The 26,537-nt window shown below is 73.9% G+C and carries 26 protein-coding genes; 7 read left to right on the top strand and 19 right to left on the bottom strand.

Translation table 11 applies throughout. The annotated features are described in order from the left end of the window. Positions 1 to 3 precede the first annotated feature (3 nt). The 5 genes from VQH23_RS09375 to VQH23_RS09355 form a co-directional block, all read right to left on the bottom strand. Entirely contained in the window at positions 4 to 1,020 is a 1,017-nt protein-coding gene (locus VQH23_RS09375; RefSeq protein ID WP_338665371.1) for an SDR family oxidoreductase, read from the bottom strand. A gap of 150 nt (positions 1,021 to 1,170) precedes the next feature. Next, the gene (locus VQH23_RS09370) at positions 1,171 to 1,824 is read right to left on the bottom strand and encodes a hypothetical protein (protein ID WP_338665370.1); all 654 of its coding nucleotides are present in this window, start codon (positions 1,822 to 1,824) and stop codon (positions 1,171 to 1,173) included. Further along, positions 1,821 to 2,159 (bottom strand): hypothetical protein, encoded by a 339-nt coding sequence (locus VQH23_RS09365; protein ID WP_338665369.1) that lies wholly within the window; start codon positions 2,157 to 2,159, stop codon positions 1,821 to 1,823. Before VQH23_RS09365 ends, VQH23_RS09370 begins: the two co-directional genes overlap by 4 nt. Further along, positions 2,160 to 2,468: a hypothetical protein gene (locus VQH23_RS09360; RefSeq protein WP_338665368.1), complete on the bottom strand. Its 309-nt coding sequence runs from the start codon at positions 2,466 to 2,468 to the stop codon at positions 2,160 to 2,162. It lies immediately after the preceding gene. A 2-nt stretch (positions 2,469 to 2,470) separates the two neighbouring features. Next, complete coding sequence (locus VQH23_RS09355) at positions 2,471 to 2,707, bottom strand: hypothetical protein (RefSeq protein WP_338665367.1); 237 nt, start codon at positions 2,705 to 2,707, stop codon at positions 2,471 to 2,473. Positions 2,708 to 2,861: 154 nt separating this feature from the next. On the opposite strand from VQH23_RS09355, the gene VQH23_RS09350 reads away from it, so the two are divergent. Genes VQH23_RS09350 through VQH23_RS09340 form a run of 3 tightly spaced genes read left to right on the top strand, consistent with a single transcriptional unit; the run spans position 2,862 to position 5,189 of the window. Next, the gene (locus VQH23_RS09350) at positions 2,862 to 3,581 is read left to right on the top strand and encodes a response regulator (protein WP_338665366.1); all 720 of its coding nucleotides are present in this window, start codon (positions 2,862 to 2,864) and stop codon (positions 3,579 to 3,581) included. After that, on the top strand, positions 3,578 to 4,942 hold the full coding sequence (locus tag VQH23_RS09345) for an ATP-binding protein (protein WP_338665365.1): 1,365 nt from the start codon (positions 3,578 to 3,580) through the stop codon (positions 4,940 to 4,942). Before VQH23_RS09350 ends, VQH23_RS09345 begins: the two co-directional genes overlap by 4 nt. A 19-nt stretch (positions 4,943 to 4,961) precedes the next feature. Then, complete coding sequence (locus tag VQH23_RS09340) at positions 4,962 to 5,189, top strand: hypothetical protein (protein ID WP_338665364.1); 228 nt, start codon at positions 4,962 to 4,964, stop codon at positions 5,187 to 5,189. Between the two features lie 33 nt (positions 5,190 to 5,222). Here VQH23_RS09340 and VQH23_RS09335 read toward each other — a convergent pair whose 3' ends face one another. The 4 genes from VQH23_RS09335 to VQH23_RS09320 are packed head-to-tail and all read right to left on the bottom strand — an operon-like array spanning position 5,223 to position 10,094. Continuing rightward, positions 5,223 to 7,292, bottom strand: coding sequence for an acetate--CoA ligase family protein (locus tag VQH23_RS09335; protein ID WP_338665363.1), 2,070 nt, complete (start codon positions 7,290 to 7,292; stop codon positions 5,223 to 5,225). Next, positions 7,289 to 8,122 carry an enoyl-CoA hydratase/isomerase family protein gene (locus VQH23_RS09330; RefSeq protein ID WP_338665362.1) on the bottom strand — a complete coding sequence of 278 codons (834 nt, stop codon included), beginning with the start codon at positions 8,120 to 8,122 and terminating at the stop codon, positions 7,289 to 7,291. The genes VQH23_RS09335 and VQH23_RS09330 overlap by 4 nt, the downstream gene beginning before the upstream one ends. After that, positions 8,119 to 9,108: a D-2-hydroxyacid dehydrogenase family protein gene (locus VQH23_RS09325; protein WP_338665361.1), complete on the bottom strand. Its 990-nt coding sequence runs from the start codon at positions 9,106 to 9,108 to the stop codon at positions 8,119 to 8,121. Before VQH23_RS09325 ends, VQH23_RS09330 begins: the two co-directional genes overlap by 4 nt. After that, positions 9,105 to 10,094, bottom strand: a complete 990-nt coding sequence (locus VQH23_RS09320; protein WP_338665360.1) for a tripartite tricarboxylate transporter substrate-binding protein — start codon at positions 10,092 to 10,094, stop codon at positions 9,105 to 9,107. The genes VQH23_RS09325 and VQH23_RS09320 overlap by 4 nt, the downstream gene beginning before the upstream one ends. A 135-nt stretch (positions 10,095 to 10,229) precedes the next feature. On the opposite strand from VQH23_RS09320, the gene VQH23_RS09315 reads away from it, so the two are divergent. Then, a complete protein-coding gene (locus VQH23_RS09315; protein ID WP_338665359.1) occupies positions 10,230 to 11,108 on the top strand; it encodes a LysR substrate-binding domain-containing protein in 879 nt (292 codons plus the stop codon). A 5-nt stretch (positions 11,109 to 11,113) separates the two neighbouring features. On the opposite strand, the gene VQH23_RS09310 is transcribed toward VQH23_RS09315, so the two are convergent. Continuing rightward, positions 11,114 to 14,269: an efflux RND transporter permease subunit gene (locus tag VQH23_RS09310; protein WP_338665358.1), complete on the bottom strand. Its 3,156-nt coding sequence runs from the start codon at positions 14,267 to 14,269 to the stop codon at positions 11,114 to 11,116. Next, positions 14,266 to 15,414: an efflux RND transporter periplasmic adaptor subunit gene (locus VQH23_RS09305; RefSeq protein WP_338665357.1), complete on the bottom strand. Its 1,149-nt coding sequence runs from the start codon at positions 15,412 to 15,414 to the stop codon at positions 14,266 to 14,268. Before VQH23_RS09305 ends, VQH23_RS09310 begins: the two co-directional genes overlap by 4 nt. A 128-nt stretch (positions 15,415 to 15,542) precedes the next feature. On the opposite strand from VQH23_RS09305, the gene VQH23_RS09300 reads away from it, so the two are divergent. Then, positions 15,543 to 16,205: a TetR family transcriptional regulator gene (locus VQH23_RS09300; RefSeq protein WP_338665356.1), complete on the top strand. Its 663-nt coding sequence runs from the start codon at positions 15,543 to 15,545 to the stop codon at positions 16,203 to 16,205. Positions 16,206 to 16,504: 299 nt separating this feature from the next. On the opposite strand, the gene VQH23_RS09295 is transcribed toward VQH23_RS09300, so the two are convergent. From VQH23_RS09295 to VQH23_RS09270, 6 genes are all read right to left on the bottom strand, one after another. Beyond that, a complete protein-coding gene (locus tag VQH23_RS09295; RefSeq protein ID WP_338665355.1) occupies positions 16,505 to 17,485 on the bottom strand; it encodes an ABC transporter substrate-binding protein in 981 nt (326 codons plus the stop codon). Between the two features lies 1 nt (position 17,486). Continuing rightward, the gene (locus VQH23_RS09290; RefSeq protein WP_338665354.1) at positions 17,487 to 19,634 is read right to left on the bottom strand and encodes a molybdopterin cofactor-binding domain-containing protein; all 2,148 of its coding nucleotides are present in this window, start codon (positions 19,632 to 19,634) and stop codon (positions 17,487 to 17,489) included. Further along, positions 19,631 to 20,122, bottom strand: a complete 492-nt coding sequence (locus VQH23_RS09285) for a (2Fe-2S)-binding protein (protein WP_338665353.1) — start codon at positions 20,120 to 20,122, stop codon at positions 19,631 to 19,633. The genes VQH23_RS09290 and VQH23_RS09285 overlap by 4 nt, the downstream gene beginning before the upstream one ends. Continuing rightward, positions 20,122 to 21,099, bottom strand: coding sequence for a tripartite tricarboxylate transporter substrate binding protein (locus VQH23_RS09280; RefSeq protein WP_338665352.1), 978 nt, complete (start codon positions 21,097 to 21,099; stop codon positions 20,122 to 20,124). The genes VQH23_RS09285 and VQH23_RS09280 overlap by 1 nt, the downstream gene beginning before the upstream one ends. Positions 21,100 to 21,121: 22 nt before the next feature. Beyond that, a complete protein-coding gene (locus tag VQH23_RS09275) occupies positions 21,122 to 22,120 on the bottom strand; it encodes a tripartite tricarboxylate transporter substrate binding protein (RefSeq protein WP_338665351.1) in 999 nt (332 codons plus the stop codon). A 114-nt stretch (positions 22,121 to 22,234) separates the two neighbouring features. Then, complete coding sequence (locus VQH23_RS09270; RefSeq protein WP_338665350.1) at positions 22,235 to 23,158, bottom strand: fumarylacetoacetate hydrolase family protein; 924 nt, start codon at positions 23,156 to 23,158, stop codon at positions 22,235 to 22,237. A gap of 94 nt (positions 23,159 to 23,252) precedes the next feature. On the opposite strand from VQH23_RS09270, the gene VQH23_RS09265 reads away from it, so the two are divergent. Both VQH23_RS09265 and VQH23_RS09260 read left to right on the top strand, forming a co-directional pair. Then, positions 23,253 to 23,927 (top strand): FCD domain-containing protein, encoded by a 675-nt coding sequence (locus VQH23_RS09265; RefSeq protein WP_338665349.1) that lies wholly within the window; start codon positions 23,253 to 23,255, stop codon positions 23,925 to 23,927. A gap of 96 nt (positions 23,928 to 24,023) precedes the next feature. Beyond that, positions 24,024 to 24,269: a hypothetical protein gene (locus VQH23_RS09260; protein ID WP_338665347.1), complete on the top strand. Its 246-nt coding sequence runs from the start codon at positions 24,024 to 24,026 to the stop codon at positions 24,267 to 24,269. 342 nt (positions 24,270 to 24,611) lie between these two features. Here VQH23_RS09260 and glk read toward each other — a convergent pair whose 3' ends face one another. Together glk and VQH23_RS09250 are read right to left on the bottom strand one after the other, a co-directional pair. After that, positions 24,612 to 25,553, bottom strand: a complete 942-nt coding sequence (gene glk / locus VQH23_RS09255; protein ID WP_338665346.1) for a glucokinase — start codon at positions 25,551 to 25,553, stop codon at positions 24,612 to 24,614. Then, on the bottom strand, positions 25,550 to 26,503 hold the full coding sequence (locus VQH23_RS09250) for a 1-phosphofructokinase family hexose kinase (protein ID WP_338665345.1): 954 nt from the start codon (positions 26,501 to 26,503) through the stop codon (positions 25,550 to 25,552). Before VQH23_RS09250 ends, glk begins: the two co-directional genes overlap by 4 nt. Positions 26,504 to 26,537: the final 34 nt, after the last annotated feature.

Here is a 26,537-nt window from a genome sequence, read left to right as displayed (position 1 = left end):
CGGCTAGCCGATGGCGGACGGGAAGCGCGCCCCGCTCAGCGCCTCGCTGATCGTCCAGAGGCGGGCGGCGGCCCCCCCGTCGGCCGCCGCCGCCGGCACCTCGGCGGCGCCGACGGCGCCGCGCGCCTCCAGGAAGCCGTTCGGCCCGTAGTAGCCGCCGCCCCGCGCCTCCGGCGCCGTAGCGGCGTAGAGCGTCGGCAGCGCCCCCTGCGCGGCCGGCTGGAACAACACCCGCAGGGCGCGGCGGAAGGGGCCGTGCCCGGCCTGCAGGTTGGTGCGCGAGAGGCCGGGATGGGACGCGATGCTCCGGATGCCCCAGCCCCCCGCCTCGCTGCGGCGCTGCAGCTCGAGCGCGAAGAGAAGGCAGGCCAGCTTCGACTGGCCGTAGGCGGCGGAGGCGTCGTAGCGCTGCGCGAACTGCAGGTCCTCGAAGTTGATGGCGCCGTAGCGGGCGGCGATGCTGGACAGGGTGACGACGCGCGGCGCCTCGGCCCGCCGCAGCATCGGCAGGAGCTCCGCGGTCAGCGCGAAGTGGCCGAGGTAGTTGACGGCGAACTGGGTCTCGTACCCGTCCGCCGAGGTGCCGCGCTCCGGCGGTTCCATCACCCCGGCATTGTTGAGCAGGCCGTCCAGGCGGGGCAGCGCCTCGGGGAGGCGCGCGGCCAGGGCCCGGACCGATGCGAGGTCGGCGAGGTCCAGCTTCTCGAAGCGCAGCCGCGCCCCGGGCACCTCCTGCCGGATGGCCGCGATCGCCTCCTCGCCGCGTTCCCGGCTGCGCGCCGCGATCACGACCTCGGCGCCCGCGGCCGCCAGGGCCTTGCTGCTCTCGTAGCCGATCCCGCTCGTCCCCCCGGTCACCAGGAAGCCTCGCCCGGCCTGCGGGGGCATGTCGGGCGGGCCCCAGCCCGGCCGGGGATCGCCGGCCGCGCCCGGGGCGCGCGCGGTGCAGGCGGCGACCGTCATCGCGCCCAGCCCGGCAAGGCAGGACCTTCTGACGATCGGGGCGTCGTGCGCACGCACGGATTGCGAAACATGCGCACGCACGGATTGTGAAACATCGGACATCTCTCGGTTCTCACCATGGGCTTGGCCTGCGGTCGGCGTGGGGGGTCGGCGTGGAAGGATTGGTATGGGTTCGGACGAGCGAATTTCCGGGCCCGGACCCGCTGGTCAGTCGCGGGCGCGCGTCCCGGGATCGTTGTCCTGGCCCGTCGCGGCCGGCCACGCGCCCTCGCCCAGCGGGCGAGGCTGGCGCTGGCGGATGCGGTACACCGAGGCGGGCGGCACGTTGGCGAGGGTGCCGCCGATGCGCGTGGCCTTCAGCCCCAGGCGGTCCAGGATCGGGCGCGGGATGGGGCAGGCGGGCCCGTAGGTGAACTGGTAAAAGGCGCCGCCCGGCCGCATCTTCGCGAAGCACCCGTCCAGGATGGCGATCACCCGGCGGGGCGGCATGGAGAGCACGGGAAGGCCGCTCACGACGGCGCCGGCCTGGCGGCCACCGAAGAGCTGCACCCCGTTGAGGCGGGACGCGTCCAGCCAGATCGTCTGGGCGCGCGGGTAGCGCAGCTTCAGCGCCGCGGCGAATTCCGAGCCGTACTCGATGAGCGCGAGGTCCTCCTCGCGGACGCCGCGGCGGAGGAGGGCGCGGGTGAAGGAGCCGGTGCCCGGGCCGAGCTCGATGACGGGCCCGGTCGCGGCCGAGATCTCCGCCGTGATGGCCTGGGACAGGGCCTGCCCGGAGGGCACGACCGCCGCGACGCGCAGGGGGTTGACGAGCCAGGCCCGGAAGAAGCCGAAGGTCTCGCTGATGGTGGCTTGGTTCATGGCAGCTTGTCCTGGAGGTTGTGGAAGGGGGGCCGGCCGGCGGGCCGGCGGAGACGCCGCCAGGCGAGAGCCGCGAGGGCCTCGGTGACGACGAGGCCGACGAGGAGCTGGAGGGCGAGGGCGGAGACGTTGATGTCGGAGGCGAGCCCGGCGGCGAGGAAGCCGATCCCGACGAAGAGCCCGTTCCAGGCCGCGATGCCCGCGGCGCTGGCGAGAAGGAAGGTGCCCGGATCGGCCCGGAGGAGGCCGGCGATCGCGGGGGTCATCAGGCGGACCGTCGGCACGAGCTGGGAGCCGAAGGCGATCAGCGCCTGGTGCTCCCGGCAGTGCTCCACCTAGTGGGCGAGCCGGACCGGGGAGAGGCCGAAGAGGCGCGCGCTCCGTTGCAGGAACCGCTGGGCCATCGCCTCGCCCAGCGCCGCGACCAGGGCGTAGAGGGACAGGCTCGCCGCCGCGCTGCCCAGCGTGAGCGCGAGGACCGCGAGCGGGGCCGGCCACAGGCCCTCCGCGGCGCCGATCCCGATCGCCACGAGGAGCCCGTAGGACGGCAGGACCGGCGCGATCCGCTCCACCGCGCCGAGGGCAAGAAGGCCCACGAGGCCGAGGGGGGCCGCCCAGGCGATCAGGTCACCCAGCGGGTCCATCGTCACGCCGCCCGCCCGGCGGTCGCGGGGGATCGCGCGGCGCCGGCCGGGGCTTCCCCGCCCCCGTCCGCGGACTGGCCCTCACGGGCGGCCGCCGGGTAGCCTGCCGGGGGGAGGCGCGCGATGCGGGCCGCGCACCATTCCCCCCAGAGATTCACCGATAGGTTCGGCGCCAGGTTCGGCAACGGGCCGGGTGCCTGGAACGGGCGGGGATCGAGGGCGTGGGAGTGGAGGAACACGGCGGGGCTCCGGACTGGTCGAAGCGACGCTAGCGGGGCCGTGCGTCCCGCTGATGAGCAGTGGTTTGCCGTGCGGACACCCTGTGTCCCGGGCGAAACAAAGGGGCCTCAATACCTGTCATAACGGGGAGGGGCCGAGGTGATATGGAGGGCCATGACCCCGATGCCGCACGTCCTGCTCGTGGATGACGACGAGGATATCCTCACGCTCCTCACCCACTTTCTCCAGAACCACGCCTGCCGCGTCTCCGTCGCGCGGGACGGCGCGGAGATGTTCGCGGTGCTGGAGGAGCGCGGGGCAGACGTCGTCGTCCTCGACGTGATGCTTCCGGACGAGAGCGGGTTCGACCTCTGCCGCCGGCTCCGCGCCACCTCCTCGGTCCCGGTCATCATGCTCACCGCCGTGAGCGACCACACGGACCGCGTCGTCGGGCTGGAGATCGGGGCGGACGACTACCTCACGAAGCCCTTCAACTCCCGCGAGCTCCTCGCCCGGATCAAGGCCGTGCTCCGCCGCGGCGAGGGCGGGTCCGCCCCCCGGCCGAAGGACACGCGGCCGATGCTGTCCTTCGGGCGGTGGCGCCTGGACATCACCCGGCGGGAGCTGCGGTCGGACGACAACACGCTGGTCCCGCTCTCCACCGGCGAGTTCGACCTGCTCCTCGCCTTCGCCGAGCACCCGCAGCGGGTGCTGACGCGCGACATCCTGATGGATATCGCGCGCGGCGAGAGCCACGCGGCCTTCGACCGCAGCATCGACGTCCAGGTCAGCCGCCTCCGCCGCAAGCTCGAGGATTCGCCGAAGAGCCCGGAGCTGATCCGCACCATCCGCAACGGCGGCTACATCCTCATGGTCCCGGTGTCCCGGTCATGAGGGCGCGCCGCTGGCTGGGCGACACGATGGCGCGCCGCTTCGGCCTGACGATCCTCCTCGCCATCGCCGCGACGCTCCTCATGAACGGGATCTTTGTCGCCCTGGCTGGGGTCTGGGCCCGCCCCTCCTTCGACCGGAGCGGGCTGGTGGACGCGGGCGCGGCGACGGTGCGGATCATCGAGGCGCAGCCGCCGGGGATCCGCCCCGCCCTCGCCGCCTCGGCGGGCACGGCCGACTACAGCGTCGCCTGGAGCGCGGAGCCGCCGGTGGAGCCGAGCGCGCGCCTCGAGGGCGCGTACCGGGCCGGAACCGCGGCGTTCCGCAGGGTGCTCGGCGATCCCTCCCGGACTCTCCTGTTCTTCCACATCGACAACCCGGAGGTCAGGGCGTCCCCCCGGGCGGAGGAGCTGCTGCGCGGCGGCATGCGGCTCTTCATGAGCGTGCGGCTGACCGACGGCAGCTGGCTGACCTTCTCCGCGGCCCAGCGGAGCTGGGGCATCGCCAAGCCCCTCCGCTACGTCCTGATCGGGCTCTTCGCCGGGCTGTCCACCATCATCCTGGCGACCGCCGCGGCCTGCGCCACGGCGGCGCCGGTGGAGAGGCTGGCGGCCGGCGTGCGGCGGTTCGGCGCTGACCCGCGGGCGCCGGCGATCCCGCTGCAGGGGCCGGCCGAGCTGCGCGAGACGATCAGCGCCTTCAACGACATGCAGGCGCAGATCCGCCGCTTTGTGGAGGACCGCACCACCATGCTGGCCGCCATATCGCACGACCTGCGCACGCCGCTGACCCGCATGCGGCTGCGCGGCGAGTTCATCGACGACCCCGTGCAGCAGCGGAAGCTTTTCCAGGACGTGGAGGAGATGCAGGGCATGGTCGATTCCGCGCTCGCCTTCTTCCGCGACGATGCGGGGTACGAGGAGCCGACGAGCTTCGACCTGGCGGAGCTGCTGAAGACGGTCGTCGACAACTACGGCGACCAGGGCGTCGAGATCGGCTACGAGGGCCCGGCCCATGCGCGCTGGACCGGCCGGCCCGGCGCGCTCCGCCGGGTCTTCGCGAACCTCGTGGAGAACGCCATCAAGCACGCCACGGCGCCCAGGATCCTCCTGCGGATGACGGAGCGCGGCGCCGAGGTGACGGTCCTCGACCGCGGCCCCGGGATCGACGACGACAAGCTGGAGCAGGTGTTCCTGCCCTTCCGGCGCCTCAGCAAGGCCCGCCAGCCGAGCACGGGCGGGATGGGGCTCGGCCTCACCTCGGCGCGCAGCATCGTGCGCGCCCATGGCGGCGACCTCACGCTGCGGAACCATGCCGATGGCGGGCTGCAGGCCCTGGTCGTGCTGCCGCAGGCGGCGGCATGACCGGCCGGGCCCGTTCCGCGTGACCGGCGCCGAGGAGCTGCGCGCCCGCCTGCTGCGATCCTTCTCGCCCCTCACCTGCGAGGTGCAGGTGTGGGAGAACGGGCGGCGCCTGCGGCTGAGGGTGCGCGACGAGAGCGGGCAGGTCCTGATGGACCTCTCCAGCCTGTCGCTCCCGGCAGGGGCCGACGGGGCGGTGCTGGACGGTACCATCCGCCATCTCCGCGCGCTCTGCCGGCCCGGGGCATGATCCGTCCGCCGGGGTGGCGCCGGCCCCGCGTGCTCAGCCCAGCACGGCCAGCCCGTCCACCGCCCGCGCGCCCTGCCCTTCCGGCAGCACGAAAAGCGGGTTGATCTCCGCCTCCAGCAGCCGCTCCCCCGCCGCGCCGGCCATGGCCGCGAAGGCCATCACGGCATCGATCAGGGCGGGAACATCGGCCGGTGCCGCGCCGCGATAGCCGCGCAGCAGGGCGGCGGCCTTCAGCTCCCCCACCATCGCCTCCGCGTCCGCGCGGGTGACGGGCAGCAGGCGCAGGGCAGTGTCCTGGAACAGTTCCGCCGCGACACCGCCGGAGCCGAGGAGGAGGACCGGGCCGAGCTGCGGGTCCCGGTGGAAGCCGAGGATCATCTCCACCCCGCCGCGCACGCGTTCCTGCACGAGGAAGCCTTCGGGCGCCGGGGCGCCGGCGGCGCGGAGCCGTTCCAGCATCGCGGCGCAGGCAGCGGGGACCTCCTCGGCCGTGAGGCCGACCTTCACGCCGCCCAGGTCGCTCTTGTGGGCAATGGCCCGGGACAGGATCTTCAGCACCACCTCTCCGCCCAGGGCGCGCGCCGCGGCCTCCGCGCCCGCGGCGTCGGGGGCGGCTTGCTCCCGCGTCACCGGCACGCCGAAGCGGGCGAAGAGGGCCTTGCTCTCGGCCTCGTTCAAGTTGCCGGAAGGAAGGCCCGCCAGCACGGAAGGGTCTTCGGGGGATGCGGGCGCGGCGGGCGGGGCCTCGCGCCGGCGCAGCGCCCGCAGGACGGAGGCGCTGCTCTCCGGCGTCGCGAAGGCGGGGATGCCCTTGCCGTTCAGCAGCCGCACGAGGTGCGGCGCGTGGGGGCTGACATAGGCCAGGATCGGCTTCCCGCTGCGCGCCTGGCAGTCGAGGATGGCGCCGGCGACGATGTCGGGCGTGGCGAGGGCGGAGGAGCCGATGACCACCATGACGGCGTCGTAGGAGGGGCTGTCCAGCAGCGCGTCGATGGCGCCGCGGAACAGGTCCGGCCGCAGCCCGGCCAGGGTCACGTCCACGGGGTTGCGCCCGATGGCCGCCGGGTCCTCCTTCAGCAGCGCGGCGAGGCGGTTCGTGGTCGCCTCGTCCGGCACCGGCACCTCGATGCCGGCCAGGCCGCAATTATCGGCCAGCAGCGTGCCGGCGCCGCCGGTGGAGGTGAGGATGGCGACGCGCCCGCCCTCCATGAGGCGGCCGGGCACCAGCGCGGCGGGGATGTCCAGCAGGTCGGTGAAGCTTTCCGCCCGGATCACGCCGTACTGGCGGAACAGCGCGTCATAGACCCGGTCCGCGCCAGCCAGGGCGCCGGTGTGGGAGGTGGCGGCGCGGGCGCCGGAATCGGAGCGGCCGACCTTGTAGACGACGATCGGCTTACCGAGCTCCGCCGCGCGGCGGGCGGCGCGCTTGAAGGCCTCCGGGCGCCGCAGCCCTTCCATGTACACGGCGATCACGTCCGTCGCCTCGTCCTCGACGAGGTGCTCGATCATGTCGCTGCTGTCGATATCGGCCTCGTTCCCCGTGGAGACGAGCTTGGCGAAGCCGATGCCGCGGTCGGCGGCGCGAGAGAGGAGGGAGCCGAGGATGCCGCCGCTCTGCGACACCACGGAGATTCGTCCGGCGGGCAGCGCGCCCACCTCCAGCGCCCCGGTGGCGGAGAGCATCATCCCGTCCGTCAGGTTGACGAGGCCGATGGTGTTGGGGCCGAGCAGGCGCATCCCGCCCGCCGCCTCCTTCAGCGCGGCCTGGCGGCGCGCGCCCTCCTCGTTCGCCTCGCCGTAGCCGCTGGCCAGGACGATGGCGGCCTGGCAGCCCTTGGCCGCGAGGTCCCGCACCGCCGCCTCGGCGCGATCCGGGCCGAGCAGCACGATGGCGGCGTCCGGCGCGCCGGGAAGGGACGCGACGTCGGGATAGCAGCGCAGCCCCGCGATGCTCTCCGCGCGCGGGTTCACCGGCCAGATCTCGCCGGTGAACCCGTATTTCTGCAGGTAGCCGACGGGGCGGCCCGTCATCTTGCCCATGTCGGCGGAAGCGCCGACGACCGCGACGCTGCGCGGCCGCAGCAGGGCGCCAAGGGCGCTCACGGCGCCTCCCCCTTCTCCTTGGCGGCGCGGCGCTGGGCCACGCCCTCCAGGAAGGCGGCGACGGATTCCTGGTGCTCGCGGGAGCTGTAGCAGATGGCCTGAGCCTGGCTGCCCATGGCGAAGACCTGCTCCACCGGCAGCTCGAAGGTGGCGTCCAGGATGCCCTTGCTCAGCGCGAGCGCCGCGGGCGCCCCCTTGCCGAGTTCCGCCGCCCAGGCCTGGGCATCCGCCACCAGCGTCTCCGCACCCGTGACGCGGTCGATCATGCCGAGGCGGAGCGCCTCCTCCGGCTCCACCGTGCGGCCGGTGAAGATCAGCTCCTTCGCCTTCGGCAGCCCCACGCGGCGCGGCAGGAAGTACATGCCGCCGCCATCGGGGATCAGGCCGCGCAGGATGTAGGTCATGGCGAAGCGCGCCTCCTCGGAGGCGATGATGAAGTCGCAGCACAGCGCCACGTCGCAGCCCAGCCCGGTGGCCGCGCCGTTCACCGCGGCGATGGTGGGCTTCGGCAGGGCGTGCAGCATGGAGATGGCGTGGTGCGTGCGCTGCTGCCGGCGCCAGCCGTTCAGCGCCACCTCGCCCGGCGGCACGGAGAGGCGCGCCTGCATCGATTTCACGTCGCCGCCCGCGCAGAAGCCCTTCCCGGCGCCGGTGATCACCAGCGCCTTGACGGAATCCGTGCGCGCCACGTGGTCCAGCGCGGCCATCAGGTCGGCGCGCATGGCGTCGTCGATGGCGTTGCGCGCCTTCGGGCGGTTCAGCGTCAGCGTGGCGACGGGGCCCTCCGCCTCCAGCAGGATGGCGTCGGATTCGGGATTGGCGGGGGTCATGCGTCGGCTCCTCGCGGTTGGCGTGCGGCGTCGTTCAGCGGCCGCGGCAGGGGGGCGCCGCGGTTCCAGGCGTGCAGGCAGTCCACCGCGCCCTCGAAGTAGAGGCGGAAGTTCTGCCGGGTGACGTAGCCGAGATGCGGCGTCAGGATCGTGTTGGGCGCGCGCCGGATCGGGTCGTCCGGCGTCATCGGCTCCGGCTCGTGCGTGTCGATGGCGGCGCCGCCGAGATGCCCGCTCTCTAGCGCAGCGATCAACGCCGACTGGTCCACCAGCGGCCCGCGCGCGGTGTTCACCAGCAATGCGCCGCGCCGCATGGCACCAATCTCCACCGCGCCCACGATGCCGCGGGTGGAGGGGCCGAGGCCGAGATGCAGGGTGACGATGTCGGAGCGCCCGAAGAGCCCGGCCTTGTCCACGAGTTCCGCCCCGGCCTCCCGCGCCGTCGCCTCCGTCATATTCGGGCTCCAGGCCAGCAGCCGCATACCGAAGGCGCGGCCGATGGCGGCCACCCCCGCGCCGATGCGGCCGAGCCCGGCGATGCCGAGCGTCGCGCCCTCCATCCCCAGCCCGGCGCCGCGCTGCCAGCCGCCCGCGCGCAGCAGCGCCTCCTGCGCCGGGATCATGCGGGCGAGCGCCAGGATCAGCCCCCAGGTCAGCTCCACCGTGGGCGAGCCGCGGGAATCCGTGCCGCACACGGCGATGCCGCGCGCCTCGCAGGCCGCCATGTCCAGCACGCGGTTCCGCATTCCGGCGGTGACGACGAGGCGCAGCGCCGGCAGCCGCGCGATCAGAGAGGCGGTGAGCGCCGTGCGTTCCCGGATCAGGACGATCGCGTCGGCATCGGCCAGGCGCCTTGCCTGTTCCTCCTCCGCCGGGTGGTCGTGGAGGAACTCGACGGGAAGGCCTCCCCAATCCGCCGAATCCCGCGCGGCATCGCCGAAGTCGTCGAGGACGACGATGCGCCGCAAGGGCAGGGCGGCGCTCATTCGGCCCGGATGTTCGCGCGGGTGACCACATCCTGCCAGCGCGCCTTCTCCTCGGCGATTAGGCGGGCGAAGTCGGCGGGCGCGGCGCTCGGCTCAATGTCCACGCCCTCCTCGGCCAAGCGCTGCTTCGTCGCGGCGTCCGCCAGGGTGGCGCTCAGCGCGCCGTGCAGCGCGGCGATCCGGTCGTCGGGCGTGCCGGCGGGCACCAGCAGCCCGTACCAGGTGGAGGAGATGACGCCGGGGAAGCCAGCCTCCACCGTGCTCGGCACCTCCGGCAGGATCTCCAGCCGGCGCGGCGCCGCCACGGCCAGGGCGCGCAGCCCGCCGGAGGCGATGTGCGGCCGCAGCGGGGCCGCCGCGTTGGTGAGGATGTCCACCCGCCCCGCCAGCACGTCCGTGATGGCCGGCCCCGTCCCGCGATAGGGGATGTGCTCCATCGGCGCCTCGAAGGTGAGGGAGAGCAGCGCGCCGAGCGTGTGCCCGGTGGTGCCCACCCCAGGGCTGGCATAGGAGAGCGGCGGCCTGGATCGGCGGGCGAGGTCGCGCAGTTCCGTCAGGTTCCGCGCCGCCACCTTCGGGTTCACCGTGATGACGTTCGGCGCGCTGCCGACGAAGCCCACCGGCGCGAAGTCCCGGATGATATCGTAGGGCACGCGCGGCTGCACGAGGCTGCTGATGAGGAAGCTGCCGCTGCCGCCGAGCAGGACCGTGAGGCCATCCTTCGGCGCCTGCGCCACGATCTCGTTCCCGAGGATCCCGCCGGCGCCGCCGCGGTTCTCCACCACGATATTCTGGCCGAGCCGCGCGCCCATGCCCTCCGACAGGACGCGGCCGACGATGTCGTTGCTGCCCCCGGCGGCGAAGGGGATGATCAGGCGCAGAGGGCGGTCCGGAAAGCGGGGCGCCTGCGCCAGGGCCGGGCGGCCGAGCGGCGAGAGGGCCGCGAGCGCGGGCACGAGCCGCAGGGCGGCGCGACGGTTCATCATGGCCACGGATCCTCCAGGGGGTGTCGTTCCCCGTTCTGCGCGGGGTCTTGCGGGAGGCATGGTCCTGCGGCGCACCGGCCCTGAGAAGTCCTAGAATTCCTTGCCCCACCCCAACGCGCGGTTATGCTGGCGGGCATGCGCCGAACCCCTCCCTTGGAAAGCCTCTGGGCCTTTCACGTCGTCGCGGAGACCGGCAGCCTCACGGCGGCCGCGGCGGCGCTGGGTGTCACCCAGCCGGCCGTGAGCAAGCGGCTGCGGGACCTGGAGGCCCTGCTCGGCTGCGCCCTGGTCCGGCGCGGCGCCAACGCGCTGAGCCTCACCGAGCGGGGGCGCCGCTTCGCCGCCGAGCTCGGGGAAGGCTTTGCGCGGGTTCAGGCCGCGACGGAGCGTCTGGGCGCGGAGGCGGCGCCGCTGCGGATTCGCGCCTACACCACCTGGGCATTGCGCTGGCTGATCCCGCGCCTGCCGGACTTCCGGCAGCGCCACCCCGGCTTCGAGGTGGAGGTGGGCACCTCCACCGCCGCGGTGGACCTGGCGCGGGAGGGCGTGGACGCGGCGGTCAGCACGGCGCCCTGTGGCGCGCCCCCCTCGCCCTTCGCGCGGCGATTGCAGCCGGTGGCCGTGGCGCCTTTCGCCACCCCGCCCCTTGCCCGCTCCTGGCGCTCCGAGCGGCGGGAGCAGCAATTGCTGGGCAGCAAGGTGCGGCAGGGCGACTGGCCGCTATGGCTGCGCGAGAACCGCATCCGCTGGGAAGCCAAGCCCCTGCTCTTCGAGAGCACGACGCTCGCCATCCAGGCCGCGCTGGAGGGGCTGGGCGCGGTGATCTGCGCGCCGGGCTACGTGCGCGCCGAACTCGGGGATGGCCGGCTCCTCCCCCTGCCCGGCCGGGTGCTGAGGACGGGGGACTGCTACTGGCTGACCCTGCCCGGCGGGCGAATCGACGGCGCGCTGCAGGCCTTCGCCGACTGGCTGATGGAGCAGGCCGCCGCGGAGGAGGCGCTGACGGCGGCCTGAAGCCCCTACCCCGGCAGGTGCAGGGGGCCGGCCCCGGCACGCCCCCCGGCGGGCGCGCGCAGGCGGCCGAGCAGGGCGCCAAGATCGTCCAGCACCGCGTAGACCACGGGCACGACGACGAGGCTCAGCAGGGTCGAGGTGACGAGCCCGCCGATCACCACCAGCGCCATCGGCGCGCGGAACTCGGAATCCGCGCCGACGCCCGCCGCGATATGCGCCATGCCCGCCGCCATCGCGATCGTCGTCATCACGATCGGCCGCGCCCGCTTGCGCGCCGCCTCGATCAGCGCCGTGTTGCGCGGCATCCCCGCGCGCCGCGCCTCGATCGCGTACTCGACGAGGAGGATGGAGTTCTTCGCGACGATGCCCATGAGCATCAGCACCCCGATCACCGCGGAGATGCCGAGCGCCTTCTGCGCCAGCAGCAGCGCCATCAGCGCCCCGCCGAGCGAGAGCGGCAGGGAGGACATGATCGTCAGCGGCTGCAGAACCCCGCCGAATAGCAGGATCAGCACGACATAGACGAGGCCCACCCCGGTCAGGAGCGCGACGACGAAGCTGCCAAACAGCTCCTGCATCACCTCCGCGTCGCCCGTCGTGCGCTCCCGCACCCCCACCGGAAGGTTCCGCATGATCGGGAGGGCGGCCACCAGCTTCGTCGCGTCGCCAAGGGCCAGGCCGTTCAGCTCCGCCTCCACCGTCGCCTTCCGCACGCGGTCCAGCCGCTCGATCTGGGCCGGGCCGGCGCCGTGGCGGATCTCCGCCACCGCGCCCAGCGGCACGGCAAGGCCGGCGCGGCCCTCCACGCGGAGGGAGCGGAGGGCGGTGAGATCGCCGCGCGCCGGTTCGTCCAGCATGACGCGGATCGGGATCTGCCGGTCCGGCAGGTTGAAGCGGGCGAGGTTCTGGTCCACGTCGCCGGTGGTCGCGATCCGCGCCGTGGTCGCGATGGCGGCGGGGGAGACGCCGAGCTCCGCCGCGCGCGCCTCGTCCGGCACGATCTGCAGCTCCGGGCGCGAGAGGGAGGCGGTGGAGCGGGCGTTGGAGAGCTGGGGGATGCCCCGCACCTGCCGCTCCAGCTCGCGCACCGCGCCCGCCAGCGCCCCGGCGTCGTCGGAGACGAGGGTGACGGCGAGCTTCGCGCCGCTCTGCCCGTCCGCCCCGAAGCGGAAGCGCGCGCCGGGGATCCGCTCCAGCGCCGGGCGCAGCTCCGCCTCGATCCGCTGCTGGGACAGGGCCCGCTGCCCGCGCGGCACGAGGGTGACGATGAAGCTCGCCAGGCGCGGCTCCCCCTCCCGCGTGCTGGTGCCCAGCGCCATGCCGCCCGCGCTGCGGGTGCCGAGCGAGGTGAAGACGGAGGCCACCTCCGGCCGCGCCCGCAGGATCCGCGCCACCTCGGCCGCCGCCGCCTCCGTGTCCGCCAGCGTGGCGCCGGGCGCCAGCTCCATCGCCAGCGAGGAGCGGCCGCGGTCGGCCGCGGGCACGAAGTCCTGCGGGATCAGCGGGATCAGGGCGACGGAGAGGGCGAAGAAGCCCGTCGCGCCGGCGAGCGTGGTCCAGCGGTGCCGCAGGCACCAGCCGAGGAGCGAGAGGTAGCGCCGCCCCACCGCGCCGTCCCCGACCTCCTCCGACCCCGCATGGGCCTTCGGCTTGAGGAGGTAGGCGCCGAGCAGCGGCGTCAGCATCCGCGCGACGACGAGGGAGAAGAACACGGCTGTGGCCACGGTGAGCCCGAACTGCCGGAAGAACTGCCCGGGGATGCCCGGCATGAAGGCCACGGGCACGAAGACCGCGAGGATGGTCGCCGTGGTCGCCACCACCGCCAGCCCGATCTCGGCCGAGGCGTCCAGCGCCGCCCGCATGGCGCTGCCGTCCCGGCGCGCGCGCAGGTGGCGGACGATGTTCTCGATCTCCACGATCGCGTCGTCCACCAGCACGCCGACGACGAGGGTCAGTCCCAGCAGGGTGATGTTGTTGATGGAGAAGCCGAGCAGCTTCATCACGAGGAAGGTCGGGATGAGGGAGAGCGGCATGGCGAGGGAGGCGATGGCCGTCGCCCGCCAGTCCCGCAGGAAGGCCCAGACGACGAGCACGGCGAGGCCCGCGCCGACCAGCAGCGCCTCGATCGCGCCGTGGTAGCCGGCGAGAACGAAGCCCACCGTGTCCGCCACCTTCACGATCGTCACGCCGGGATGGGCCGCCGTCAGCTCCGCGACGCGGGCCGCGACGCCCTCCGCCACCCGCACCTCTGAGGAGCCGCGGGTCCGCAGCACCTCGAAGGCGACCACGGGGCGGCCGTCCAGGCGCGCGGCGCTGCGGACCTCGGCCGTCGCGTCCGTGACCTCGGCGATGTCGCCCAGCCGGGCGGTGCGGCCGCCCGGCAGGATCACCGGGCGCTCGCGCAGCGCGGCCACGCTCGGGGCGGAGCCGAGGGTGCGGATCGCCTGCTCCCCCTCGCCCAGGTTTCCCCGCCCGCCGGGCAGGTTGACGTTGAGGGCGCGCAGCTGCTCGTTCACCTGGCCCGCCGTGAGGCCGAGCGCGGCCAGCCGGTCCGGGCGCAGCGCCACGCGCACCTCCCGCGTCACGCCGCCCACCCGGTTCACCTCGGCCACGCCGGGGACGGAGAGCAGCGCCTTCGCCACCGCGTCCTCCACGAACCAGGAGAGCTCCTCCTCCCCCATCCCGGGCGCGGCGACGGTGTAGGTGAGGATGGCGCCGCCCGTGGCCTCCACGCGGGTGATCACGGGATCGCGGATGGCGGCCGGCAGGTCGGCGCGGATCTGCGCCACCTTGTCCCGCACGTCGTTCGTCGCGCGGTCCACGTTCGTGCCCACCGCGAACTCGATCGCGGTGGTGGAGGCGCCGTCCACCACGGTGGAGGTGATGTGCTTCACGTCGCCGAGGCCCGCCAGCGCGTCCTCCACCCGCCGCGTCACCTGCGTCTCCAGCTCGGAGGGCGCGGCGCCGGGCTGGGCGACGGTGACGACCACCGCCGGCAGGTCCAGGTCCGGCGTGTTGTTGATCCGCAGCGAGGGAAAGGCGATCAGCCCCGCCAGGGTGAGCACGACGAAGAGCACCATCGTGGCCACGGGGTTCCGGATGGACCAGGCCGAGAGGTTGCGGTGATCCGCGGAGGAGAGGGTCTGCACGGGATCGCTCATTGGCCTGCCACCCGCACGCGGTCGCCGTCGCTCAGGAATCCGGCCCCCGTGGCGACGACGCGCTCGCCCTCCGCGAGACCGGAGGTGACCTCGACCACCCCCTCCCCGCGCCGGCCGGTGGTGACCGGACGAAGGGCCACGCGCTCGCCGTCCAGCACGAGCACGGCGGGGCGGCCATCCCGGAACAGCAGGGCGGATTGCGGCACGGTCAGGCCCGGGGCCTCGCCGGGGCTGATCTCAGCGCGGGCGAACATGCCGGGGCGCAGGCCGGAACCGGCGGGCAGAGCGACATGGACCACGCCCAGCCGCGCCTCGGCCAGCACGGTCGGCGCCACGGCCCGCACCGTGCCCTCCACCACCCGCTCGCCATGGGTGACGCGGACGGGCTGGCCGGGCCGCACGGTGGCGAGGTCCAGCTCCGGCACGCGCGCATCGAGCTCGATCCGGCCGTCGCGGATCAGGCGGATCATCTCCTGCCCGGCGGCGGTGACGTTGCCCGGCAGCGCGCTGCGGCGGGAGACGACGCCGTCCGTCGGTGCCAGGATCCGGGCCTGGGCGAGGCGGGCCGCCACCTCCTCCTGCCGCGCGGTGGCGGAGGCGACACGCGCCTCGGCCTGCAGCGCCGCCGATTGCCGCAGCTCCAGCGTCTGCCGCGGCGCGTTGCCGCTGCGCGACAGGTCGGCGGCGCGGGCCAGGTCCTGGCGGGCGTTGCGGAGCGCGGCCTGCGCCTCCGTCACCGCCGCCTCCGCCTGGCCGAGGACGGCGCGGAGAAGGGTCTCGTCCATGCGGACCAGCGGCTGGCCGGCGCGGACCGTGTCCCCCTCCTCCACCGCAACCTCGATCACGCGCAGGCCGCCCGCCTCGGCCCCGATCACCAGCTCCTGCCAGGGCACGACGGAGCCGTCGCCCACAACCGTGCGGGCCAGGGGGCGGGGGGTGGCGGCGGCCACGGCCACGGTCAGGGCGGGCGGGGGCTCGGCAGGGGCCTGGGCCGCGGCCGGCGCGGGCGGGCGCAGCCGGGACGCGATCTCGCCGCGCATGAGAAAGGCGCCGCCGAGCGCGACCAGGGCAAGGGCCGCCAGGGCCCACCGGCCGCGCCGGGCCGGGGCGGGCCGGCCGGTCGCGGCGGTCGTCTCCGGGATCATGAGATTATGGTCAGGCATGACGAAGGGGCGCCCCAGGGCCTTGCTTATCGACCAAATGGTCAATAACTGAGGGGATATAGTCTTGTTGACGGTCCGGTCAATTGCCGGCGGCCCCGGGGAGGCGAATCTTGCGCGACGAAGCGGCGGAACGGACGCAGACGGCCAGGGCTGCCCCGCGCCGGCGCCTCACCCCGGCGGAGCGCCTGCCGCAAATCCTGGAGGCGGCGCTGGAGGAGTTCTCAGAGGGGGGCTACGGCGGCGCGAGCATGGCCGGGGCAGCAGCCCGGGCGGGCGTCGCCAAGGGTTTGATCTACCACTACTTTCCCGGCAAGGCGGAGCTGTTTACCGCCGTCGTCCGCTCCTGCATCCAGCCGGTCTTCACGGAAGCGGAAAAGCTGGTGGCGGCCCATGCCGGGTCCAATGCCGAGCTGTTGCGGCAGCTGATCGGCCTGGCCTACCTCCGGGTCGGCGAGGATGTACAGGACGGCGTGCTGTTCAAGCTGCTCCTGGCCGAGGCGGACCGCTTCCCCGAACTCGGGGATTTCTACCACCGGGAGGTGCTCTCGCGCGGGCTCGCCCTCGTCACCGGGGTGGTGCGCGCGGGGATCGCCGCCGGGGAGTTCCGTGCGGACGCCGCGGAGCAGCCAGGGCTGGCGGCGGTGCTGATGGCGCCGGTTGCGATGGCCTCGGTCTGGCGCGGCATGCTCGGGCCGGACCGCGCCCCCTCCCCTGAAGCGATGCGCGAGGCGCAGGTGGACCTCGTCCTGAGAGGACTGGCGCGGGAGGGTTGAACGGGCCCTCGCTCGCGCCCTTGCGGGACTGGAGAGGGCGCCGCCCTCTCCAGACCTCTCCCGCCAAGGGCCTGAGGCCCTTGGATCCTCGTCTGGCTGCCGCGGAACCGGCCTGAACCGGTGCGTTGAAGCCTATTGCACCCGATCCTGCCCTTGCAGTCGCCTCGGGTCGGGGACCCGCGGCGGATTGTCAGCCGGGTTCGAACCAACTCGAAGAAGATGATGGTGGGAGGTCCGGAGGGAGGAAGAATTCCTTCTTCCTCCCTCTGGCCACGGAGGCTGAACGGAGGACCGGAACGTCAGAGCACGCTGGGGTGGAACAGCGCCTCCGGCGCGATCCTCTCCGCGGCCAGCCCGTCCGCCACGGCGAAGCGGATCATGGCCGCGATCTCGTCGCGGTTGCGCGCGAAGCCGTAGGGCCAGGGATCGCCGCCCATGAAGTCGATCTGCCTCTGCGCCTCCGCCGCAATCCAGGGCAGGGAGGCGCGCAGCACGTTCACCATGGTCAGGTCCGCCACCGCCATGGCGCGCGCCTTCGCGAAGGCACGGAACAGCTCCTGCGGCAGCCAGGGATGCGCCGCCGCCAACTCCTTGCGCAGCGCCACGCAGTGCATGATCGGGAAGAAGCCGGTGGCCTTGTAGTACGCCTCCTCCTCCGTCCGGAAATCCGGGTAGAGCCGGTCCACCGGCGCCGTGCGCCCGACGAAGCAGGAGGGCGGGCGCGGCCCGACCACCGCGTCCAGCTCGCCGGCGGCCAGCAGCCCGTTCAGCGTCTCGGCGGGGCCGATGGCCTGCACATCCATCCCGGGCGGCAGCTTCAGCGCCACGCGCTCGCCGAGCCCCGTCTCCTCCATGCCGCCCGTGCGCCAGGCGATGCCCTGGGTATCCACGCCGTAGTATTCCCGCAGCGCCCCGCGCACCCACAGCGCCGCCGTCTGCTGGTATTCCGGCAGGCCGATGCGCTTCCCCGCCAGGTCCTTCGCCGTGCGGATGCCGCGATCCGTCCGCACGTAGATCGCCGCGTGGCGGAAGGAGCGGGAGGGGAAGACGGGAATGCCGATATAGGGCGCGTCGCCCCGCGCCGTGGTGACGATATGGCTGCCCATGGAGAGCTCCGTCACATCGAAGGCGCGGTCGCGGAGCGCGCGGCGGAAGATGTCCTCCGGCTCCCCCGGCAGCACGGTGAGGGAGACGCCCTCCACCTCCACCCGCCCGTCGATGATGGGGCGCGTCCGGTCGGAACTGGAGCAGGCGAGGGTAAGGCGGAGCGTCTCGGGCAAGTCAGGCTTCCATCGCGGCGGAGAGGTTGTCGGGCGTGAAGGGCATGGCGCGCGGGCGGACGCCGAGGGCGGCGTGGATGCCGCCCGCGATGGCGGCGATCGTCGGCCCGAGCGAGGGCTCCCCCGCGCCCAGCGGCTTCGCGTCGGGAGGGGCGATCAGCCGCAGCTCCACCGCCGGCACCTCGGAGAAGCGGAGGATCGGGTAGCTCTCCCAGCGCGTGCTGGTGACGTTCGCACGGTCGAAGCGCACCGCCTCCTTCAGGGCGATGGACACGGCCTGGATCGCCCCGCCCTCCAGCTGGTTCGCCACCCCGTCGGGGTTGATCGCTTCCCCCACGTCGGCGGCGATCCAGAGGCGACGGCAGCGCACCACCTCGGCCGCCTCCACTTCCGCGGCCACGGCGCACCAGGCACCGGTGCCCTTGTAGCGCGCGACCGCGATGCCGGTGCCCACCCCTTCCTCCGCGGAGGCGCGCAGCCAGCCGCACATCGCGGCGGCTTCCCGCAGCACGGCGGCGGCGCGGGGATCCTCCTCCAGGTGGCGCAGGCGGAAGGCCACGGGGTCCTGCCCGCTCGCCTCCGCCAGCTCGTCCATCACGGATTCGATGGCCCAGACGTTGAGCAGCGCGCCCAGTCCGCGCAGGGCGGAGGAGCGCAGCGGCATCTCCAGCAGCCGGTGCATCGTCACGTCCAGGGACGGCACGGCATAGCCCGGCACGGCGTTGCGCTGCCCGCCGCCGCCTGCCGCGATCGGGGCGTCGATCGCTACCGGCCAGGGCTGTGGCGGGTCCAGATAGGGCGCGGCGAGCAGGGTGGGCTGCTTCGCCCGCCCGGGGCGGGATGAGTGGCCGTTGCCGCGCAGCACCGTGCGCCAGCGGCAGAGCATCCCATCGGCGTCCACCGCCGCCTCGATCTCCGCGAGGGCAGCGGGGGAGAGCGGGCCCCAGCCCAGCTCCTCCTCCCGGCTCCACAGCAGGCGCACGGGGCGGCCGGGGTGGGCGCGGGCGACAAGGGCGGCGTCCAGCGCCACGTCATCCGCGCCGTTGTGGCCGTAGCAGCCCGCGCCCTCCATGTGCCGCACGGTGACGGCTTCGGGCTGCAGGCCGAGCACGAGGGCGAGGTCGGCGCGCAGGTTGTAGACGCCCTGGCTGTGCGTCAGGACCTCCAGCGCGCCATCCTCCCAGTGCGCTACGGCGCAGGAGGTGCCGATGGAGGCGTGGGCGACGAAGGGGCGCTGGAAGCGCGCGGTGACCTCGTGCGCGGCGGGCGGCGCCGGATCGTCGCGCCGCGCCACCTCACCCACCTGGGCGGGGGTGGCGGCGAGCCATCCGGCCAGGGCGCCCTCGTCGGGCAGGCTGTCCCGCACCTCCCACTCCGCGCGGGCGGCCACGCGCGCGGCGGCCGCCTCGGCCGCCCACTCGTCCGGGGCGACCACGGCGAGGAAGGACCCGTCCCGCACGATTCCGGCACCACCGGGCAGCGGCCCCTCCCGCAGGCCCAGCAGCCGCGCCGCCCGCGCCGGCGCCCGCACCGCGCGGGCGTGCAGCATCCCCGGCAGGCGCAGGTCGTGCAGGTAGCGCGGGGTGCCGAAGACCTTGTCCGGCAGGTCCAGCCGCGGCAGGGACGCGCCGGCCACGCGGCGATCGGCCGCGGGCTTCGGCGCCACGTCGCCGCGCGACTCCACCTCCAGGGGCGCGCTCTCCGCCTGCGCCCAGTAGGAGCCAATCTCCGCCCCGTCCGGGGCGAGGAAGGTGCCGTCTTCCACCCGGATCGCCTCCACCGGCACGCCGCTGCGCCCGGCGGCGAGGCCGAGGTGGATGGCCCTCGCCTCCGCGCTCGCCTGCCGGATCGCCGCCCCGCTCTCCTGGACGGAAAGGCTGCCGGAGGTCACGCCCTCGTCCGGGCTGGTTCCCGTCACGGCCGGCAGCACGCGCAGCCGGGCGGGCGCCACGTCCAGCTCGTCGGCCGCGATCTGCGCCAGCGCCGTCAGGATGCCCTGCCCGATCTCCACCTTGCCCGGCGTCAGGGTCACCGTGCCGTCCGCGGAGAAGCGCAGCCAGCGCGACAGGCGCGGCTCCGCCCGCAGGCTGCCCGGCAGGTCCGGCGCGTTGCCGCCTTTGCCCATTGCAAAGGTGTAGGCGAGGTTCACGCCGCCACCCCCGCCCCCGATCCCAACCGGGCGGCGCGCAGCACCGCACGGATGATCCGGTTCTGCGCGCCGCAGCGGCAGAGATGCGGCTCCAGCGCCGCCCGCACCGCCGCCTCGTCCGGGTCCGGGTTCCGCCGCAGCAGCGCCGCCGCGCTCACCAGGATACCGGAGAGGCACCAGCCGCACTGCCCGGCCTGCTCCGCCAGGAAAGCCGTCTGCAGCGGGTGCGGCGCCTCCGGCGTGCCCAGCCCCTCCACCGTGCCCACGGCGCGCCCGGCCGCCATTTCCACGGGCATGGCGCAGGAGGGGCGCGCCTCGCCGTCCAGCGTCACCATGCAGCTCCCGCAGGCCTCCTGCCCGCAGCCGAAGCGCGGTCCGCTCAGCCCCAGCGGGCCGCGCAGCGCCTGCAGCAGCGTCATGCCCCCGCTGCTGTCATCCGGCGCCTCCACCTCCACGGCGGCGCCGTTCAGGGTGAAGGCGACGGGCATCAGTTCACCACGATCCTTGCCATCCGGATGAACTCCCGCTGCCTGTCCACGTCGCGCCGCAGGAAGGCGTCGAACTCCGCCACCGGCATGGGCATGGGTTGCGCGCCCTGCTTCGCCATCGCCGCGCGCGTCGAGGGCCTGCCCAGCCAGTCATTCACGGCGGCATTCAACCTCTCGACGATCGGCTTCGGCATCTGCACGGGGGCCATGAGTCCGAGCCAGATGGAGGCCTCGTAGCCCGGCAGGCCGGATTCGGAGACGGTGGGCAGGTTCGGCAACAGCGGGTCCCGCTGCGGCCCCGTGGTCGCCAGCGCCCTCGCCCGCCCGCCCGCCACGTGCGGCTCCATGGTGGGGATGGCGTCGAACATCATCGGCACCTGGCCGGAGATGAGCGCCGTCCGCGCCTCGCCGGAGGAGCGGAAGGGGATGTGCTGGATCTCGATCCCCGCCATGGCGCGGAACACCTCTCCCGCGATGTGGTAGGGCGTGCCGGGGCCGGAGGAGGCGTAGTCGATCGTGCCCGGCGCCGCCTTCGCCTTCGCGATCAGCTCCGCCACGCTGCTCACGCCGAGGGAGGGGTGAACCGCCAGCACGTGGTGCGCCACGTTCACCGCCGCCGCCGCCGCCAGGTCCCGCATCAGCACGTAGGGGCGGTTCGCGATCAGCGTCTCGTTCGCCGTGTGCGTGTTGGACATCATCAGAATCGTGTAGCCGTCCGGCGCGGACTTCGCGACGAGGTCGGTGCCGATCACCGCGCCCGCGCCGGGCCGGTTCTCCACCACGAAGGGCTGGCCCAGCCCCTGGCTCAGCGCCTCCGCCACGTTGCGCGCCGCGATGTCGGCGGAACCGCCGGCCCCGAAGGGAACCACGATGCGCACCGGACGGGCCGGCCAGCCCGCCTCCTGCGCGATCGCGGGCGCGGCGAGCGCGCCGGCAGCGAGCGCCCCGAGCCCGCGCCGCGTGATGCGATGGTCCATCCTTCCTCCCTTCCGGCGGCCGTTAATCGACCTTGCCGATACGCTGCACCGCGCGGACCAGCCGCGCGCTGTCCTCGTTGAAGAACCGCTCGAAGGCCGGGCCGTCGAGGTAGGCGATGGGGCTGCCGGCCGCGTCCAGCGCGCGCTTCAGCGCCTCGTCCGTCTCGCAGACCTGGCGCGAGGCCTGGCGCAGCCGCTCCTGGATCTCGGCGGGCGCTGCCGCCGGCAGGAACAGGCCGGTCCAGATGTAGAACTCCACGTCGGAGTAGCCGAGCTCCTTGAAGGTCGGCACCTCCTCGAAGCCCGGGATGCGCCCGCTGCCCCAGTTCGCCAGCGCCCGCAGCCGGCCCTCCTTCACGTGGACCGAGGCCGGGCCGGGGCCGGAGGCCAGCGCGTCCAGCGTGCCGGAGAGCAGCGCCGTCAGCGCCGGCCCGCCGCCCTGGAAGGGCACGTGCAGCAGGTCGAGATCCGCCGCCCCCGTCAGCATCGCCATGGCGACGTGGAGCGTGGAGTAGTTGCCGGCGGAGCCGTAGGTGATGACGCCCGGCCGCTTCTTCGCGTCCGCCACGAACTCCGCCAGAGTCTTCCAGGGAGAGCTTGCCGGCACCAGCAGCACGGTCGGGTCCGCCGTGAAGCGGGCGATCGGCGCGAACCCCTCCACCGTATAGGCCGGCGTGCGCCCCTGCAGGCGCTCGCTCTCCGGCAGCATGGCGTGGGAGGAGAGCGCCATCAGCGCCGTGTAGCCGTCCGGCGCGGCGCGCGCGACACTCGCCGTGCCGACGATGCCGCCCGCGCCCGGCCGGTTCACCACCGGAAGGGGCTGGCGCAACACCCGCTCCAGCGCGGCGGAGACGGGGCGGGCCGTGACATCCGCCTGCCCGCCCGGCGGGAAGGGCACCACCACCTGCACCGCCCGCGTGGGCCAGGATCCACCCTGGGACGTTCCTTGGGCCAGCACCGCCCCCGCGGGCAGCGCGCCCGCCGCACCCAGGGCGGCCAGAAGATCACGACGAAGCAGCACGCACGCCTCCCGCGGGCGCCCGGCGCCCGGCTTCCCGAACCACGGGGCGGCGCGGCGTTGTGCCGTCATCCCGCCCCCATCCTCTCGTGCCGCGCGCCGTCCGGCGCGCCGGCGTCAGATAGTGCTTCGCGCCGCGTCAGGCGCCGCCGGATCCACCTTGCGCAAGGTGTTGCGGATGGCCCCGATCCCCTCGATCGCGCACTCCACCACGTCCCCGTCCCGCAGGAAGCGCGGCGGCTTGAAGCCGATGCCCACGCCCTCCGGCGTGCCGGTGGCGATGATGTCGCCCGGCAGCAGCGCCATGGAGAGGGAGATCGTCTCGATCAGCGTGGGGATGTCGAAGATCAGGTCGGCGGTGCTCGCGTCCTGCCGCTTCTCGCCGTTCACCGTGCAGGTCACGCGCATGCCCCCCGCATCCAGCTCGTCCGCCGTCACCAGGAAGGGGCCCATGGGGCAGAAGCCGTCGATGCCCTTGCCCAGCAGCCACTGCTTGTGCACGCCCTGCAGGTCGCGCGCCGTCACGTCGTTCACCAGCGTGTAACCGAAGACATGCGCCATGGCCTCCGCCTTCGGGATGCAGCGCCCGCCGCGGCCGATCACCACGGCCAGCTCCGCCTCGTAATCCACCTCAGCGTCCAGGCCCGGCACCATCGGGATGTCGTCCCAGGGGCCGGAGATGGAGGTGTAGGGCTTGGTGAAGATGATCGGCGCCTTGGGGATGGCGTCCGCGGCGGAGGTGGAGGAGGAATCGTAGCCGCTGCCGGCGAACTCCCGCGCGTGCGCATGGTAGTTCTTGCCGACGCAGAAGATGTTGCGCGGCGGCCGCGGCACGGGGGCCAGCAGCATCGCCTGGTCCAGCGCCTCGCCCTCGCCCGTCGGCTCCGGCACCGTGGCACCGCCGGAGAGTGCGGCGATCAACGCCGTCATCTCGCCGGGTAGGCCCGGCGCCAGCGCCTCGATCGGCCAGAAGCGCCGGCCGGACGCGTCCACCCGCACCAGCTTCTCACCGCCACCTGCCCGCAGCCTCGCCAGCTTCATGCGACCCGTCCTATACCAATCTTGTCAGATACTGAACCAATAGGGCAGTATGGTTCTCTCATTGGTTGCCCCGGTCAAGGCCTAAGTCGCGAGAATGGATCAGACCCCTTTCGATTCCGTTGCGGGCGCCGAGGCGCTGCGGGCCGCGCTGGAGCGGGACCTGCGCGCCGGCCGCTGGGCGCCTGGCGAGAGGCTGCCAACCGAGCGGGAGCTCGGCGCGCGCCACGGGATGGCCCGCAACACCGTGCGCCGCGCGCTGGACGCGCTGGAGGCCGAGGGGCTGATCCACCGCCACGTCGGGCGCGGCACCTTCCGCTCCGCCCCCGCGACCCCATCGGCCGAGGAGGTGCCCCTCAGCCCCTCCGACGTGGTGGAGTGCCGGCTGATACTGGAGCCGGAGACCATCTCCCTCGCTGTCGCGCGCGCCACCCCCGCCGACATCGCCCGGATGGAGGAGTGCCTGCGCGGCACCGACGCCGCGGCGGAACTGGCGGATTTCGAGCACTGGGACGCGGCCCTGCACGACGCCTTCGCGCTCGGCACCCATAACGGCGCCGTCATCGCCATGTCCCGCTCCCTCGCGAGGGTGCGGGAGAGGACGGACTGGGGCCAGCTGAAGGCCCGCGGCCAGACCGCGGACCGCCGCGCCGTGCTGCAGGCCCAGCACCACGCCATGGTGGCGGCCGTGCGGGCGCGCGACCGCGCGGAGGCCCGGCGGGTGATGCGCGAGCACATCCTGTTCATCCAGGGCTACATGTTTGGGGATTAGGGCGGCCACTCCTCACGCGGACGCGACAAGCCGGCGGATGACATCGCCCGACGGCTGGTCCTAAGCTTCCCGCCAAGAATGAACGAGGAGGCGAGCGTGGCCCAGCACGTCCAGGACTACCCGACGAGCGAGAGCGACTACCTGCCGCACGTCATCAGCCGCTGCGTCGAGAAGGCGAACCGCCACGGCGTGCCCCACCGCTTCCGCCTGAACGGCGCCGAGGTCGTCGTCCGCCCCGGCAAGACGGCGGAGGAGGTGAACGAGGAGGTGCAACGGCAGTGGCAGGCCGCCCGGTCCTGGCCCACCGCGCCCGCGGGCGAAGGCACCCCGGCACGGCTGTAGCGCGGCCGGCAATGCCTTTCCTGTAGGAGAGCCATAGGGGCGAGCCCCTGCTCCGGTCTTTCGCGTCCGGTCTGTCCCGGGGAGAGGAAGAAGGAATTCTTCCTCTCCCCGGACCCCTCTCCATCATCTTCTTCTAGGCTTTGGGAATACCCTGCTGACGGTGCGCCTCGGGTCCATGACCCGAGGCGACTGCAAGGGCAGGAAGAGGCCCGTCACGCGGAAACCCCATCTCAGGACGGCGCGGCGGCAGCCAGATGGGGGTCCAGGGGCCTCAGGCCCTTGGCGGGGGTTCCAGGGGGCGGCGCCCCCTTCCGGACCTGTCAGAACCAGGGCCCGAGCGCATCACCCCTCGATATGCCAGGCCGCCGCCCCCAGCAGCCCGGAATGGGGCCGCATCACCTGGGTTACCGGCACGCCCTCCAGGTATCCGGCGAAGCGCCCCTTGCCGGTGAAGCTCGCGCGCATCGCCTCCACGTCCAGCAGCGGTCCGAGGTTCCGGCACAGGCCGCCGGTCACGAAGACGCCGCCATCGGCCAGCACCGTCAGCGCCAGGCTTCCTGCCGCCGCGCCCAGCACGGCGGAGAAGACGCGCAGCGCCTCCCCGCAAGCCGGGCAATCTCCTGCCGCTGCCCGCGCCGAGACGTCGGTCGGGGATGCCAGCTCCACCGGCCGGCCCTGCACCTCGCCGATGATCCGCGCCAGATGCAGCAGGCCGGGGCCGGACAGCACGCGCTCCAGCGAGACGTGCCCGCCATGGGTGACGCGCAGCCGCCGCAGCACCTCCTCCTGCAGCGCGTCCTGCGGCGCGAAGGAGGCGTGGCCGGCCTCGCTCGGCAGCACCCGTGCCCCGCCGCCGGCATGGATCAGGAAAGCCACGCCCAGCCCCGTTCCCGGTCCCAGCACCACGCAGGGCGCCCCTGCCGTGGCCCCGCCCCCCTTCAGCTCCCGCGTCTCGCCCGGTGCCAGGTGCGGCACGGCGGAGGCCTGGGCGACGAAGTCGTTGATGATCGCGAGCCTGCCCACGCCCAGCCGGCGCTTCGCCTCCTCGATGGAGAAGCGCCAGGGGCTGTTGGTGAAGGCCACCTCATCCTCCAGCACGGGGGTGGCGACGGCCAGCACCGCCTCCTCCACGGGGCGGCCGGCGAGGTAGGCCTCGGCCGCCTCGATCGGGCCGGGGAAGTCGGCGCCGGGCAGCTTCGCCTCCCCGTAGGGCGCCCCGCCATTCTCGGAGAGGGCGAAGCGGGCATTGGTGCCGCCGATGTCGCCCACCAGACGCAGGGTCATGCCGCCACCTCCTGCAAGGAGGCGTCCGGGATGCGCTTCCGCAGCGCCTCCACCTCCGCGCGCTTCGGGTGCGCCGTGCCGGCGTTGGAGACCGCCGCCGCGCCCGCCGCCATGCCCCAGGCAAAGGCCTCCGCCGCCGGCCTGCCGTCCGAGAGCGCCATGGTCATGGCCGCCAGGAAGCTGTCCCCCGCCCCGACAGCGCCTTTGGCCTCCACCGGCAGGGCGGGCAGGCGCAGCGCGCCCTCCGCCGTGGCCAGCATCGCCCCGTCCCGCCCCAGCGTGACGGCCAGGATCCCGACCTTGCCGGAGCGCACCAGCTCCACCGCCGCCCGCTGCTGGTCGCCGGCCTCCTCCAGCTTGCGGCCCACCAGCGCCTCGAACTCGCCGAGGGAGGGCTTGGCGAGCGCGATCCCGCCCGCCTCCACCGCCGCCCGCAGCGCGGCGCCGGAGGTGTCCAGCACGAAGGGCACCCCGCGCTTTCCCGCCACTGCGGCCAGGCGCGCGTGAAAATCCTCCGGCACGCCCCGCGGCAGGCTGCCGCTGCCCACCATCCAGTCCGCCTCCACCTCCTCCATGAGGGTGAGGGCGGCCTTCCACTCGTCCTCCGTCACCTCCGGCCCCTCCGGCACGAAGCGGTATTCCTGCCCGCTGCTCGTCTCCATCACCGTCTGGCTGATCCGCGTGAGGCCGGAGACGGGCACGCCCCGGTGCGGCACGCCGCCCTCCTCCAGCAGCTCCTCCAGGAAGCGTCCGGTGACGCCGCCGGAGAGCACCACGGCCAGGGCCCGCCCGCCCAGCTCCTGCACCACGCGGGCCACGTTCACCCCGCCGCCGCCGGGATCGTGCCGCTCATCCGTGGTGCGGATCTTGTGGATCGGCCGCACCTTCTCCGCCTCGCAGGCCAGGTCGATGGTCGGGTTCGGCGTCAGCGTCGTGATCAGTCCGGGCATTCCGCGTGTCCGCTCCTCTGGGCCGCCCCGCGGG

Origin of the sequence: Pararoseomonas sp. SCSIO 73927 (assembly GCF_037040815.1) — a bacterium.
GTDB lineage: Bacteria > Pseudomonadota > Alphaproteobacteria > Acetobacterales > Acetobacteraceae > Roseomonas.
This window is presented reverse-complemented; position numbering and strand designations above follow the sequence as displayed.

Excerpts from the sequence above, each read along its gene's own strand:
- VQH23_RS09370 (WP_338665370.1), bottom strand. The coding sequence starts at position 1,824 with ATGAACCAAGCCACCATCAGCGAGACCTTCGGCTTCTTCCGGGCCTGG.
- VQH23_RS09360 (WP_338665368.1), bottom strand. The coding sequence starts at position 2,468 with ATGGACCCGCTGGGTGACCTGATCGCCTGGGCGGCCCCCCTCGGCCTC.
- VQH23_RS09350 (WP_338665366.1), top strand. The coding sequence starts at position 2,862 with ATGACCCCGATGCCGCACGTCCTGCTCGTGGATGACGACGAGGATATC.
- VQH23_RS09345 (WP_338665365.1), top strand. The coding sequence starts at position 3,578 with ATGAGGGCGCGCCGCTGGCTGGGCGACACGATGGCGCGCCGCTTCGGC.
- VQH23_RS09330 (WP_338665362.1), bottom strand. The coding sequence starts at position 8,122 with ATGACCCCCGCCAATCCCGAATCCGACGCCATCCTGCTGGAGGCGGAG.
- VQH23_RS09325 (WP_338665361.1), bottom strand. The coding sequence starts at position 9,108 with ATGAGCGCCGCCCTGCCCTTGCGGCGCATCGTCGTCCTCGACGACTTC.
- VQH23_RS09320 (WP_338665360.1), bottom strand. The coding sequence starts at position 10,094 with ATGATGAACCGTCGCGCCGCCCTGCGGCTCGTGCCCGCGCTCGCGGCC.
- VQH23_RS09315 (WP_338665359.1), top strand. The coding sequence starts at position 10,230 with ATGCGCCGAACCCCTCCCTTGGAAAGCCTCTGGGCCTTTCACGTCGTC.
- VQH23_RS09310 (WP_338665358.1), bottom strand. The coding sequence starts at position 14,269 with ATGAGCGATCCCGTGCAGACCCTCTCCTCCGCGGATCACCGCAACCTC.
- VQH23_RS09305 (WP_338665357.1), bottom strand. The coding sequence starts at position 15,414 with ATGATCCCGGAGACGACCGCCGCGACCGGCCGGCCCGCCCCGGCCCGG.
- VQH23_RS09285 (WP_338665353.1), bottom strand. The coding sequence starts at position 20,122 with ATGCCCGTCGCCTTCACCCTGAACGGCGCCGCCGTGGAGGTGGAGGCG.
- VQH23_RS09280 (WP_338665352.1), bottom strand. The coding sequence starts at position 21,099 with ATGGACCATCGCATCACGCGGCGCGGGCTCGGGGCGCTCGCTGCCGGC.
- VQH23_RS09270 (WP_338665350.1), bottom strand. The coding sequence starts at position 23,158 with ATGAAGCTGGCGAGGCTGCGGGCAGGTGGCGGTGAGAAGCTGGTGCGG.
- VQH23_RS09265 (WP_338665349.1), top strand. The coding sequence starts at position 23,253 with ATGGATCAGACCCCTTTCGATTCCGTTGCGGGCGCCGAGGCGCTGCGG.
- glk (WP_338665346.1), bottom strand. The coding sequence starts at position 25,553 with ATGACCCTGCGTCTGGTGGGCGACATCGGCGGCACCAATGCCCGCTTC.
- VQH23_RS09250 (WP_338665345.1), bottom strand. The coding sequence starts at position 26,503 with ATGCCCGGACTGATCACGACGCTGACGCCGAACCCGACCATCGACCTG.